The organism is Pantoea sp. B65, assembly GCF_047308185.1.
Classification (GTDB): Bacteria; Pseudomonadota; Gammaproteobacteria; order Enterobacterales; family Enterobacteriaceae; genus Erwinia.
Map to the genome: position 1 here is coordinate 536,014 of NZ_JAHXPU010000045.1, position 12,052 is coordinate 548,065.

The following is a 12,052-nucleotide window of genomic DNA, read 5'->3' on the forward strand; positions in this document are numbered from 1 at the left end:
AAATATCTGCTCCCTGATGTAGGGGAGCCATTTATGGCTCCCGCGATATACCGGGCGGAATAAATTCTCGTCCCTACGTCAGGGGCGGAACAATTGCAACGCGGCAACCCGCTCAAGGGCGGCATGCAGCGCGTCATCATCCGCGGTTAAACTGATACGGATATAACCCTCGCCGCCGGCGCCAAATCCGGCGCCCGGCGCCACCAGAACATGCGCCTCAGTTAACAATTTTTGCGCCAGTTGCTGCCCGTTGTAGCCTGTGGGTGCGGCCAGCCAGAGGAAAAATGTGCCCTGATCCGCGCGCACCGGCCAGTGCATTGCCGCCAGCATTTTCATTACCCACTGGCGCCGCTGATGGTAAAGCGCAGCCTGCTGTTCGATCACTGCCGCCGGAAGATTAAGCGCGACAACGGCGGCATCCTGAATAGCGCCGAATACCGTGCTGTAGCTATGGGTGTGCAATTTTTTAAACGCCTGAATAATCGAGGCATTCCCGACCACAAAGCCAAAACGCCAGCCGGCCATATTAAAGGTTTTCGACAGCGTATAGGTTTCCACTCCCCAAGCTTTCCCGCCAGGCATCGCTAACAGACTGACCGGCGGCTGTTGCAATGAACTGCCAATGGCCGCATAGGCAAAGTCATGCAGTAGCGGGAATTTATAACGTTGGGCAAAAGCCAGCGCCGAGTTAAACAACGCTGGCGTGGCGAGCGCACCGGTGGGATTGTGCGGATAGTTAAGTATCAGTATGCCGCCGCGGCGAGCCACATCCGCCGGTACGCGCGTAAAATCCGGCAGGAAACCGTTTGCCTGTTCCAGTGGAATACCAAAAAAGTGTGCCTGTGCCTGGACGGCGGCAGAGCGGTAGATGGGATAGCAGGGATCGGTAGAGATAATATATTGCCCGGGGTTGACCACCGCACGTGGAATACCGCTGACGCCGATATGGGAACCCTGAAATACCGCTACTTCGCTATCCGGATCCAGTTCGACGTCATAATGGCGGCGATAAAAATCGGCAATCGCCAGCCGTACCTCCGGCTTGCCCCAGAAAGAGGGATAGCCATGATTTTCAGTTTGTTCGGCTGCCTGCTGCAGGCTGGCAACTACCTCGGGAGGCGTCGGCTGACGCGGACTGCCGCTGGAAAGATCAATTAGCGGTTTATCGGGCGTATGCACTGCCAGCGCCAGTTTTTCCAATACGCTGAATAAATTTTCTTCCAGCTGATTAACCAATGACGACGCAGCAAAATCAGGCATGCTTTTCTCTTATTTATTGGGGGAGCGAAACGACTTCCTTCAGTCAGTAAAGCTGAATATCGCATAACTGCCTGGTGCAATAAACGTGAAAATAGTCTCTGGTTAAGCAGAAAATAAACTATTAATATCTGTATGTCGCATAAGTATATTCCTGCATATCATTATCAGAAAACGGTAAATAGAAACTTCTGATTGTCCTTTTAACCGCAATTGGCTCTGTGATTTAATAAATCATCTTAACCCATTCATTGAGAGAGAGTTTTTGCATGAGTAAGTCTATTGGTAAGAGTCTGCTATTGGCATTATTATCGGTAACGTCGTTGCTGGCTCAGGCACAAAGCCAGGATGATAAACTGATACGGCTGGGATTTAACCCGGGGCCTTATAAAGAGCAGTTTGAAAAGGGTGTGGCGCCTTACCTGATTAAACAAGGCTACAAAATAGAGTATAAAGATTTTAGCGATGGCATTCAGGTGAATGACGCGGTAAATCGGGGTGATATTGAAGCTAACATTATGCAGCACCCGATATATTTAAAATCGGTTAACGATCGTCTCGGGATTAATAATGTCGGTATTGTCCAGGTACCCACGCCGCCAATGGGGCTCTATTCACAGAAATTTAGCCGTCTGGAGAAACCTGCCGCCGGTACCACCATCTCCGTACCTAATCAGGCTTCCAACGAATATCGCGCCGTGCTGGTTTTGCAGGATCTCGGTTGGGTTAAAATCCGCCCCAATAGCGATCCGGCCACCTTTTCGCAAAAAAACATCACCGACAATCCGTATAATATTGTGCTGAAAGAGATGGATAATGCGCAACAGGTACGCGCTTTGCCTGATGTGGATTTTGGTCTGATTCAGGGCAACTTTGCGGTTTCCAGCGGGATGAAACTCTCTTCGGCGCTGAAACTGGAAAGCCCGGTTTCCGGCTTTATCAATGTGGTCACCGTCGCAGGGAACAAGCAAAACGCCGCTTTCGCCAAAGATATTGTGGCCGGCTATCATTCCGCGGAATTCAAAAATTATATCCACAATGATAAGAAGTATGACGGCTACCTGTTACCCGATTATCTGAAATGAGTATTCCGATGATCGAGTTGCGTAATGTTAGCAAAACTTTTTCCCGCAACGGTAACCCATTTCTGGCGCTTGACCAAATCGATCTAAAAATTGAGCAGGGCGATATTTTCGGGGTTATCGGCGCCAGCGGGGCGGGCAAAAGCACACTGTTACGACTGATCAATCATCTTGAATCCCCGACGCAGGGGGAAGTGATTATTAATGGTGCGTCATTGCAGAGTTTTAATGCCGCACAACTGAATGCCGCCAGGAAAAATATCGGCATGATCTTCCAGAATTTTAATTTACTGAATGCCAAAACGGTGTATCACAATGTCGCGATCCCGTTAATTTTACAGGGTCGCGATAAAGCATTTATCCAGGCTCGCGTCAGGGAACTGCTGGAATTTGTCAATCTCAGCGACAAAACCGATAGTTATCCGGATGAATTATCCGGTGGTCAAAAACAGCGGGTGGGTATCGCCCGCGCGCTGGCCACCAATCCGTCGATTCTGCTGTGTGATGAGGCGACCTCGGCGCTGGATCCACACACGACCGTGCAAATTCTGTTGCTGCTGAAAGAGATTAATCAGCGTTATGGCATCACCATCGTGCTGATCACCCATGAAATGACGGTGATCCAGAAGATCTGCAATAAGGTGGCGGTTATTGCAGGGGGCCGGGTAGTTGAGCATGGCGAAGTGTTAAGTCTGTTTGCCGATCCGCAGCATCCGGTGACCGCCAGCTTTGTGCACACCGTCATTCATGATCGACTGCCGGATAGAGTGGTGCAGTTATTACGGGAACATGACGGCGGCGCATTATTGCGGCTGGAGTTTGTCGGCAGCACCGCCCGTCAACCGCTGATCAACCAGGTTATCAGGCAGTACGCCATTGAGGTGAATATTTTGTTCGCCAATATGTCCGAAGTGCAGGAGACGATTCTGGGTTTTATGATCGTGCAGCTGCGCGGCGAGCTGCCGCAAACTGAGGCGGCAATCCGCTATTTAAGCGAAGCGGGAGTGAAAATTATCCATGTTTGATCTATTCGATACTGCCGTCACTGGCGATCAATTTTTACTGGCCCTGCATGACACCTTTGTGATGGTCAGCGTGTCGCTGTCCCTCGGGTCGCTATTAGGCATCCCGCTGGGGATTGTATTAGTGGTGTGCCGCAGTGGCGGTATTCTGCCCAACCGTTTTGTTCACCGCGTGCTCAATCCGCTGATCAATATCATCCGCTCGCTGCCGTTTATTATCTTGCTGATCACCATCCTGCCGCTGACCCGGCTGATCGTAAATACCACTATTGGTACCCCCGGGGCCATCGTTCCGTTGATTCTCTTTATCGCCCCCTATATTTCGCGTCTGGTGGAAAACTCGCTCCTGGAAGTGGACGCCGGGATCCTGGAAGCGGCTAACGCCATGGGCGCCACCACGTTGCAGACCATCTGGCATTTTATGCTACCGGAAGCCGCTTCTTCGCTGGTGCTGGCGTTAACCACCGCCACTATCGGCCTGTTGGGGGCGACTGCCATGGCCGGTACGGTCGGCGGCGGCGGCATCGGTGACCTGGCGATTACCTACGGCTACCAGCGTTTCGACGTATTCGCTACCACTACCACCGCGCTGGTGCTGATCGTGATTGTTCAGGTACTGCAAACCGTCGGCACCTGGCTGGCCCGTCGTATTCGGCGCGAGTAGCGACCAGACGCATCAATTATTTCTCAATATATTAAGGAGTATTACTGTGCCAAATGTAGAGAGTTTTCAGCTCGACCATACCAAAGTTAAAGCGCCCTATGTACGACTGGCTGGCAGTGAACGCCATCGGCTGGGTAGTGTGTTGCAAAAGTACGATCTGCGTTTTCTGCAACCGAACCAGAACGCTATCCCGACGGCAGCATTGCACACACTGGAACACCTGCTGGCCTTCGGTTTGCGAGAAGAGCTGGAAGGGGTGATCGACATTTCCCCGATGGGTTGCCGCACCGGTTTTTACCTGGTTATCTGGGATGAGCACCAACCCGCAGAGGTTGCCGCGGCGCTGACGCGGGTATTGCAGCGGGTGATCAATGCCACTGAGGTACCGGCGGTGACGCCGCTGGCCTGTGGCAACTACCGCGACCACTCGCTGTTCTCGGCGCAAGAGTACGCCAGACTGGTACTGGAAGCGGGTATTAGCGACGATCCGTTCCGGAGAACTTAAGCGATGATCGCGCTTAACTTTCATGGTCAGACCGCCGTGATCAGCGGCGGTCTTGAGGGGATCGGCAAGGCCATCGCCGACCTGCTGCACCTTGGCGGCGCCAATGTGGTCGTGGGGGATATCGGCGTCAGAGCACGTCAGCAGGGCGACCGTTCCCTGCTGGTTCATACCGATGTTGCCTGTCGCGCGGATGCCGAGGCTTTAATTGCTGATGCGGTCAGCACGTTTGGCGCGGTAGATATTCTGGTCAACAATTGCGGCGTTTCGGCGATGAGTCCGCTGGAGGCGATGAGCGATAGCGACTGGCAGCGGATCCTTGACGTCAATCTGAAAGGTACCGCGTACCTGTCGCAAGCCGCGATTCGCGTGATGCGCCCGCGGCAGGCGGGTCGCATTATTAATATCGCCTCGCAGGCCGGTAAGAATGGTTATCGGCTGATGGGGCAATATGTGGCCTCTAAACACGCCGTACTGGGATTAACTAAAGTTATGGCGATTGAACTGGCGGGTGACAATATTCTGGTTAATGCGGTTTGTCCCGGCATCGTCGAAACCGCGATGAAATGGCGCGAGCGGGTTGAGGGGGCGCTCCTGCGTGGGTTAACTGCCGGGGAGATTTACACCGAGGATTGTTCGCAAGTCCCACTGGGGCGCACCGCTCAGCCTGGTGATGTCGCTAACGTGGTGGCGTTTCTGGCCAGCCCGCTGTCGTCCTATATGACTGGCCAGGCGATCAATGTCACCGGGGGAATGACGATGCATTAATAGCCAGGGCTATTAATGCGGGCGGAGAACTTATCTTTTTTTTAAATACGATGTAAAGGATAAATTTAATCCCATTTTTCATCTATCCAAAGCATTATATTTTCGTAGCTGACATTAAAACGAACTGGCAAGGTATACCGATATAATAATTCAGGCTGCGGCAAAGCGTATATTGTGCGAATTTCCTGTAGCCTGAAATATTACCGGGTGATTTTGATCAGAAATAGGGGAGTGAATATTAATGAGTAACGCAAAACCTCTCGAGCTGCCAGTTATTGATTATTCATTGCTGAGCGGTGATGAAATTCAGCGTCAGCATTTTCATCAGAATCTCGCTCAGGCCGCGCGTGAGGTTGGTTTTTTTTATCTGATCAATCATGGCATTGATCAGCAGTTACTGCACGATGTTCAGCGTCTCTCCCGCGCCTTTTTCGCACTGCCGGATGATGAAAAACGTAAAGTAAAAATGGCGAATTCTCCGCATTTTCGCGGCTATAACCTTGCGGGTTCAGAAATTACCCGCAGTCAGCCTGATTACCGTGAACAGTTTGATATTGGCGCGGAGCGTGAACCACTGCGATTAGAGGCCAACTCGCCAGCCTGGCAGCGCCTGCAGGGGCCAAACCAGTGGCCAGACGCGTTGCCCGAATTGCAATCGGTATTAACCGCATGGCAGCAGCAGATGACCAACATGGCGCTGGAGATATTGCGCTCTTTTGCCGAGGCGCTGCACCTGCCGCGTAATGCCTTCGATAATCTTTATGGCTCGCAGCCTAATGAGCACGTGAAGTTAATCCGTTATCCGGGGCGTCCGCTAAGCGGCTCGCGCCAGGGGGTTGGCGCGCATAAGGATTCTGGTTTTCTGACATTTCTGCTGCAGGATGACCAGCGCGGGCTACAGGTCGAAGTGACGCCAGATAACTGGGTGGATGCGTCGCCGCTTCCCGGCGCGTTTGTGGTCAATATTGGCGAATTGCTTGAGCTGGCCACTAACGGATATCTGCGCGCTACCGTTCACCGGGTGGTTTCGCCGCAGCCGGATAAAGAACGTTTGTCAGTGGCCTTTTTCCTTGGCGCTGAGCTGGGTGCGGTGGTTCCGGTTTATCAGTTGCCGGAATCACTGGCGCGCCTGGCGCAGGGCCCAGCCAGCGATCCACTTAATCCCCTGTTGCGCGAAGTCGGCTGGAATTACCTGAAGGGCCGGCTTCGTTCTCATCCTGAAGTGGCACAGCGTTTCTATGCCGAACATATTAATAAATAATCACATTGCACGTTATACGAGAAAATAAAATGATGAAATCCGCTGTGTTAACCTTAGCTGGTCTTTCCCTGTTAATTGCGCAAAGCCTGCATGCCGCTCCTTTGCGCGTCGCCGCCGATCCACTGCCGCATGCAGAGATTCTGGAATACGTAAAAAAAATCGATCCCTCGCTTGATATAAAAATCATTGAGCTTACCAGCGGCGTTAATGCCAATGAGTTGCTTGCCGCCGGTGACGTTGATGCCAATTACTTCCAGCATTTACCCTATCTGCATGATCAGGAGAAGGCATTAGGCAAAACCTTTACTGTCGCCGCCAGTGTGCATATTGAACCATTGGGCATTTACTCGAGGAAAGTAAAAAGTCTTGATGCGTTACCTGAGGGGGCGAGTATTGCCGTCCCGAATAATGTTACCAATCTGAGTCGTGCGCTCTGGCTACTGCAGGATAAAGGCGTTATTCAGCTGAAAGCGACGGGCGCGGCAGGTTCAACGCTGGTCACGCCGGCAGATATTAGTGACAACCCGAAAAAAATTAAGATAGTTGAAATTGAATCGCCGCAGATCCCGCGCGCACTGGATGATGTTGATGCCGCGGTTATTAATGGCAACTATGCGCTGGAAGCGGGGCTGGTACCGGCAAAAGATGCACTTGGCCTCGAATCAGCGAAAAATAATCCCTACGCCAATCTGCTGGTGACCACACCTCAGCTGGCGAAAGACCCACGCATTGTTAAACTGGCCAAAGATCTGACCTCGCCGCAGGTTGCCGGATTTATTCGCAAAAACTATAACGGCTCAGTTATTCCGGTTGCGGATCAAAAGAATGATTAAATTAGAACGACTTTCGAAGCATTATACCGGCGCAACAGCGCCGGCTCTTACGGAGGTTTCGCTACAGATCGAGCAGGGTAGCATTTTTGGCATTATTGGCCGCAGCGGCGCGGGGAAAAGTACGCTACTGCGCTGTATTAATTTGCTGGAACGGCCGACGTCGGGAAGTATCTGTGTCGATGGACAGGATATTACCCGCCTGAAGCAGGCCGATTTGCGCCGTCAGCGTCAGCAAATGGGCATGATTTTTCAGCATTTCAACTTACTGCATGCCCGCAATGTCAGTGCCAATATCGCATTGCCATTACAGATTGCCGGCGTGCCTGCGGCGCAATGCCAGCAACGGGTTAAGCGACTGCTGCAGTTAGTTGGTTTACAGGAGTTTGGCGATGCCTGGCCGGCACAATTATCCGGCGGGCAAAAACAGCGGGTGGGTATTGCCCGCGCGCTGGCCGCCGAACCCCGTTATTTACTGTGTGATGAAGCGACCAGCGCGTTAGATCCGGAAACCACCCGGTCAATACTTGATTTACTGGCGGATATTCAGCGTCAGCTAAATATTACCGTGGTTTTGATCACCCATGAAATGGCAGTGGTGAAACGTATCTGTGATAGTGCCGCCTTACTGGAAAAGGGCAGACTGGTAGAAAGCGGCCGCCTTAGTGAGATTATGGGCAGTAAAGAGAGTCGTCTGCGCCAGATGCTTTTGCAGGATGGCGCCGCAGAGCGGGCATTCCTGGCAAAATATACGACGGAGGATCTGGCCCGATGCGTAGCATGAGTTGGGAACGCTTTCAGGCGTTAATGTTTAACGCCACGCTGGAAACATTGTATATGGTGATGCTGGCGGCGGTATTTACCGTGGCGATTGGCCTGCCGATCGGGGTACTGCTGTTTCTGACCCGCGCAGATGGGGTGCTGCCTAACCGCTGGATCGCCAGACCGTTAAATTTGCTGGTGAATATCGGTCGGGCGTTGCCTTTTGTGGTGTTGCTGATTGCGCTGATTCCTTTTACCCGCTTGTTAATCGGCACCACCCTCGGCAGTACCGCCGCCGTGGTTCCCATTACGTTAGGGGCGTTTCCGTTTTTTGCGCGCATCGTTGAGAATGCCCTTGAAGAGGTTGATCGCGGCCGGGTGGAAGCCGTCGTTTCGATGGGCGGAACCAGCTGGCATATTGTCAGCCGGGTGCTGTTACCGGAAGCACTGCCAGCTCTGGTGGCAGGTATTACCTTAACGGTGGTGATGCTAATCGGCTTTTCGGCGATGGCAGGGGTGATTGGCGGCGGTGGCCTCGGCGACCTTGCGATTCGCTATGGCTACCAGCGGTTTAATAATCAGATAATGATCGCAACCGTTGTGGAACTGTTGCTATTGGTGTGCCTGGTGCAAAAGTCAGGTGACCGACTGGTGCGTGGGCTGGCATACCGGCGTTAAGTTGATGTGATAAAATACCCTAATCGCGCCGGCAGTACGGCGCTTTGCGCTATCAGCGGACGCTTTCGCTAAGCCAGTGGGCTAACTCATTTAGCTCGTGCTGTAATTGAGGAAATTCTGCCTTCAGTTGCTGCACCTGCTGCGCAAGGATTTCCGGACGGTATTCAACCCCCTGCAGCTTCAGCGCCAGCATTTCCAGCGGCGCCGGGTTAAGGCTGTCGGTAAAAATCTGACAGCGGCTGATAATGCCGCGTTCGACGTCAAAGTGAATCTCCACGCCACCCCAGCTGAAACGGTTATCCAGCAGATGGGAGAAATCCGGCGCGCGGCCGAAATTCCATTCCCAACTGCTCTGAGTGGCAAACTGCTGCTCAAATCCCGGTAAGTCGGGCAGTGCCGTTGGCGAAATATGCTCCGGCTCACAGCTGGTAGCGAAATGCGCAAAGAAAGCCGCGCTCACTGCGCTGCAGATACTCGCGTAACTGACCCCGGCGACCAGTTCTTCCAGGTTGGCGACACGAGAGCGCACTGAGGTAATACCTTTTGCCTGCAGTTTTTTGACATCCGGGTTGAGATAATCGGCAAGACGCGAAAGATCGGCATTTAGCAGGATAGTACCGTGGTGAAAACCGCGATCTGGCGTTTCGCGATAGGCGGAGCCGGAAATTTTGCGCATACCGTCAGCGGTATTGACCACCAGATCATTGCGACCGGAGGCTTCGGCACTGATGCCAAGGGTCGCCAGCGCACGCAGGATGATCGCGGTAGAGACACTTTTATCGTATCCCGGTTTCCCGGCCATAAAGGTAAAACAACAGTTTCCCAAATCGTGGAACACCGCACCACCGCCGCTACTGCGGCGTGCCAGCCTGACATTATCTTCCGCCATCCGCCGCGTATTACACTCTTTCCACGGATTCTGCGCCCGGCCGATAACCACGGTATCAGCGTTACGCCACAGAAACAGTACCCGCTGGGTGGCTGGCATCTGGCGGAAAATACACTCTTCAACCGCCAGATTAAACCACGGATCGTACGATTCAGATAATAGCAAACGCAGTGAGGACATCATTAACTCCATTTCCGTGAGAAAGTCTCTTTACCGCATTTCCAGTCGATAACTTACAGCGGCGAATCGATAATAGCACTGGGTGGCGCAATTTAACCATTGTGCTCGCGCAGCAGTACGGCAGGCCTGGGGTTCGGGATTCTTCTGAGATCATCTGCGATGCATTCATCTGCCTCGCGATATCCGTTATATTAGTGTGCAAGATCACAAAAATGCATTTGAGGAAGATACTACGCAATGATTAACCGTTACACCCTGACCGCCATGGCGGCTGTTTTTGCGCTAACCGGCTGCGCAAAACATTCAGTTGACGAACCTGCCACAAACTTTGCTTCTGGCGCGACGCTTGTCACCGTGAAGAATGTCCCGGCACGTACTGCAGATGGTGCAACCGTATTTGTCACCGTTGATGGAAATGAAGCTGGCGCGCTGCCTACGGGCGAAAGCGTAGAGTTACATATGCCCGCTGGCAAGCACAAGATTGGCGGCTATGCCCGATCGCTGATCGGTCGCGTCACTATTCCATCGGTAGAGGTCACTACCACCAGTGACAGTATTAAACACGTTGCCTATACCGTGAAAAAGAGTAAACCAACATTTGAAGAACTGAGTTCAGAACCGATCCCGCAGAAGCCAGCCCCGGTAGAAGCGCAGGCTCAGACTCAGACACCTGTAGCAGCCACGGCGCAGACATCGACAGCCGCAGCGACGCAAACATCAGAGACGACATCGACAGCCGCCGCCACAACGCAGGCAGCACCGGCATCGACAGCAACAGCTACAACGCAGACCACTGAACAGACAGCGACAGCGACTACCGCGCAATCCACTGAACAGACGTCGGCGACCACTACGACTGCGGCACAGACCACAGAACAGACACCGACAACTACCACCACCACAGAACAGACACCGCAGGGATAAGCACATTTCGCGCCTGGTTTTACGCACCGGCGGTTGATTTCCTCACCGGGACCACCCTTTTATTACCGGCCAAAGCCACTAAGTGGCTTTGGCATTGGCTTTTGCCGCCAGCCCCGTCTATCCAGACACTCTCCGCGCACGCTATTGTCACCGCCTGATTCTTTCTTTTAAAGATAATAAACACTCATAATAAAAGTTATTTCCTTTCATTTGGGCTTTCATTTGAAATATTTGCCGGTGTTTTGTGATTGATACCGCTTTTTAGCCGTGGTTTTCGAGCTATCTTATCCGTGAAGTGAAACGTCGAATAAAGGGATCTGTGAGGATTTCCTCCGCTAAGCCAACCGTCCGTAAGGGGAGAACAATGGAGTTTTGCATCGATACTACCGATATCATTGCCGTCAGGGAGTTATCTAAATTTTTGCCAGTGAAGGGGATGACCACTAACCCGAGTATTGTTGCCCGAGGGGGGATACCGCTGACGGAAATTATTCCTCAACTGCGAGATTTTCTTGGCAAAGAGAAGTTATTATTTGCGCAAGTTGTGGCGGACAGCGCAGGAGAGATGGTGGAACATGCGCAGCAATTACATCAATTAGATGAAAATCTGATTGTAAAAATCCCGGCTTCTGTCGAGGGGGTTACCGCTTTAGGTCTTTTACAGGGAAAAGGGATTGTCACCCTCGCCACAGCGATATACACGCCGATGCAGGGAATTTTGGCCGCGCTGGCGGGAGCAAGTTACCTCGCTCCTTATATTAGCCGGATTGACGCGCAGGGCGGGTCGGGAATCGCTTGCGTACAAGAGTTACACCGTTTACTGGCATCCTATGCCCCGGATTGCAAAATATTAGCGGCAAGTTTTAAATCGCCGCGTCAGGTGCTGGAGTGCATGCTGGAAGGATGCGCAGGTGTCACGGTTTCCGTTGAGATTGCACAACAACTGCTGAGAAACCCGGCGGTAGATGCGGCCGTACTGCAATTTAAACATGAATGGCACAGCGCTTTTAACCATTAATCGCCAGCGCTGATCAACATAGCGGCGCAGTGATATGCGCTTTCCTGGCAATCCAGGGCAGGGAAGTCACCACGCTCAAACGCCGCTACGCAAACCTGCCGTTTTTTCGCCGCATTCATCTGGCGCAAGTCGCGGCAGTATTCAGTATTGTTATCCGCCACTCACCCTTACCCCCTGCGCACCGCGTCAGGCAGAACCCTGCCAGCCGCGCCGCC

The 12,052-nt window shown here is 52.6% G+C and carries 14 protein-coding genes; 11 read left to right on the forward strand and 3 right to left on the reverse strand.

Going from position 1 to position 12,052, the window contains the following annotated elements; translation table 11 throughout:
• Positions 1-78: 78 nt before the first annotated feature.
• The gene (locus JWF83_RS26420; protein WP_413653483.1) at positions 79-1,260 is read right to left on the reverse strand and encodes an aminotransferase class I/II-fold pyridoxal phosphate-dependent enzyme; all 1,182 of its coding nucleotides are present in this window, start codon (positions 1,258-1,260) and stop codon (positions 79-81) included.
• Between the two features lie 266 nt (positions 1,261-1,526).
• Here JWF83_RS26420 and JWF83_RS26425 point away from each other — a divergent pair, with 266 nt between their 5' ends.
• From JWF83_RS26425 to JWF83_RS26465, 9 genes are all read left to right on the forward strand, one after another.
• A complete protein-coding gene (locus JWF83_RS26425) occupies positions 1,527-2,342 on the forward strand; it encodes a MetQ/NlpA family ABC transporter substrate-binding protein (protein WP_413653484.1) in 816 nt (271 codons plus the stop codon).
• 8 nt (positions 2,343-2,350) lie between these two features.
• Positions 2,351-3,364, forward strand: a complete 1,014-nt coding sequence (locus tag JWF83_RS26430) for a methionine ABC transporter ATP-binding protein (protein WP_413653485.1) — start codon at positions 2,351-2,353, stop codon at positions 3,362-3,364.
• Complete coding sequence (locus JWF83_RS26435; protein ID WP_413653486.1) at positions 3,357-4,025, forward strand: methionine ABC transporter permease; 669 nt, start codon at positions 3,357-3,359, stop codon at positions 4,023-4,025. The genes JWF83_RS26430 and JWF83_RS26435 overlap by 8 nt, the downstream gene beginning before the upstream one ends.
• Before the next feature lie 46 nt (positions 4,026-4,071).
• A complete protein-coding gene (locus JWF83_RS26440; RefSeq protein ID WP_413653487.1) occupies positions 4,072-4,530 on the forward strand; it encodes an S-ribosylhomocysteine lyase in 459 nt (152 codons plus the stop codon).
• A 3-nt stretch (positions 4,531-4,533) separates the two neighbouring features.
• Entirely contained in the window at positions 4,534-5,295 is a 762-nt protein-coding gene (locus tag JWF83_RS26445) for an SDR family oxidoreductase (RefSeq protein WP_413653488.1), read from the forward strand.
• A gap of 241 nt (positions 5,296-5,536) precedes the next feature.
• Complete coding sequence (locus tag JWF83_RS26450; RefSeq protein WP_413653489.1) at positions 5,537-6,556, forward strand: isopenicillin N synthase family dioxygenase; 1,020 nt, start codon at positions 5,537-5,539, stop codon at positions 6,554-6,556.
• A gap of 32 nt (positions 6,557-6,588) precedes the next feature.
• On the forward strand, positions 6,589-7,389 hold the full coding sequence (locus JWF83_RS26455; RefSeq protein WP_413653551.1) for a MetQ/NlpA family ABC transporter substrate-binding protein: 801 nt from the start codon (positions 6,589-6,591) through the stop codon (positions 7,387-7,389).
• Complete coding sequence (locus tag JWF83_RS26460; protein WP_413653490.1) at positions 7,382-8,170, forward strand: methionine ABC transporter ATP-binding protein; 789 nt, start codon at positions 7,382-7,384, stop codon at positions 8,168-8,170. Before JWF83_RS26455 ends, JWF83_RS26460 begins: the two co-directional genes overlap by 8 nt.
• Positions 8,158-8,826 (forward strand): methionine ABC transporter permease, encoded by a 669-nt coding sequence (locus tag JWF83_RS26465; protein WP_413653491.1) that lies wholly within the window; start codon positions 8,158-8,160, stop codon positions 8,824-8,826. Before JWF83_RS26460 ends, JWF83_RS26465 begins: the two co-directional genes overlap by 13 nt.
• A gap of 52 nt (positions 8,827-8,878) precedes the next feature.
• Here JWF83_RS26465 and JWF83_RS26470 read toward each other — a convergent pair whose 3' ends face one another.
• The gene (locus JWF83_RS26470) at positions 8,879-9,895 is read right to left on the reverse strand and encodes a lipoate--protein ligase A (RefSeq protein ID WP_413653552.1); all 1,017 of its coding nucleotides are present in this window, start codon (positions 9,893-9,895) and stop codon (positions 8,879-8,881) included.
• Positions 9,896-10,132: 237 nt separating this feature from the next.
• On the opposite strand from JWF83_RS26470, the gene JWF83_RS26475 reads away from it, so the two are divergent.
• Together JWF83_RS26475 and JWF83_RS26480 are read left to right on the forward strand one after the other, a co-directional pair.
• Positions 10,133-10,819 (forward strand): hypothetical protein, encoded by a 687-nt coding sequence (locus JWF83_RS26475; RefSeq protein WP_413653492.1) that lies wholly within the window; start codon positions 10,133-10,135, stop codon positions 10,817-10,819.
• A 364-nt stretch (positions 10,820-11,183) separates the two neighbouring features.
• Positions 11,184-11,837 (forward strand): transaldolase family protein, encoded by a 654-nt coding sequence (locus JWF83_RS26480; RefSeq protein ID WP_413653493.1) that lies wholly within the window; start codon positions 11,184-11,186, stop codon positions 11,835-11,837.
• Here JWF83_RS26480 and JWF83_RS26485 read toward each other — a convergent pair.
• A complete protein-coding gene (locus JWF83_RS26485; RefSeq protein ID WP_413653494.1) occupies positions 11,834-11,998 on the reverse strand; it encodes a hypothetical protein in 165 nt (54 codons plus the stop codon). The genes JWF83_RS26480 and JWF83_RS26485 overlap by 4 nt on opposite strands.
• Positions 11,999-12,052 lie beyond the last annotated feature (54 nt).

Excerpts from the sequence above, each read along its gene's own strand:
- JWF83_RS26470 (WP_413653552.1), bottom strand. The coding sequence starts at position 9,895 with ATGTCCTCACTGCGTTTGCTATTATCTGAATCGTACGATCCGTGGTTT.
- JWF83_RS26420 (WP_413653483.1), bottom strand. The coding sequence starts at position 1,260 with ATGCCTGATTTTGCTGCGTCGTCATTGGTTAATCAGCTGGAAGAAAAT.
- JWF83_RS26450 (WP_413653489.1), top strand. The coding sequence starts at position 5,537 with ATGAGTAACGCAAAACCTCTCGAGCTGCCAGTTATTGATTATTCATTG.
- JWF83_RS26430 (WP_413653485.1), top strand. The coding sequence starts at position 2,351 with ATGATCGAGTTGCGTAATGTTAGCAAAACTTTTTCCCGCAACGGTAAC.
- JWF83_RS26480 (WP_413653493.1), top strand. The coding sequence starts at position 11,184 with ATGGAGTTTTGCATCGATACTACCGATATCATTGCCGTCAGGGAGTTA.
- JWF83_RS26425 (WP_413653484.1), top strand. The coding sequence starts at position 1,527 with ATGAGTAAGTCTATTGGTAAGAGTCTGCTATTGGCATTATTATCGGTA.
- JWF83_RS26475 (WP_413653492.1), top strand. The coding sequence starts at position 10,133 with ATGATTAACCGTTACACCCTGACCGCCATGGCGGCTGTTTTTGCGCTA.
- JWF83_RS26465 (WP_413653491.1), top strand. The coding sequence starts at position 8,158 with ATGCGTAGCATGAGTTGGGAACGCTTTCAGGCGTTAATGTTTAACGCC.
- JWF83_RS26445 (WP_413653488.1), top strand. The coding sequence starts at position 4,534 with ATGATCGCGCTTAACTTTCATGGTCAGACCGCCGTGATCAGCGGCGGT.
- JWF83_RS26455 (WP_413653551.1), top strand. The coding sequence starts at position 6,589 with ATGAAATCCGCTGTGTTAACCTTAGCTGGTCTTTCCCTGTTAATTGCG.
- JWF83_RS26435 (WP_413653486.1), top strand. The coding sequence starts at position 3,357 with ATGTTTGATCTATTCGATACTGCCGTCACTGGCGATCAATTTTTACTG.
- JWF83_RS26460 (WP_413653490.1), top strand. The coding sequence starts at position 7,382 with ATGATTAAATTAGAACGACTTTCGAAGCATTATACCGGCGCAACAGCG.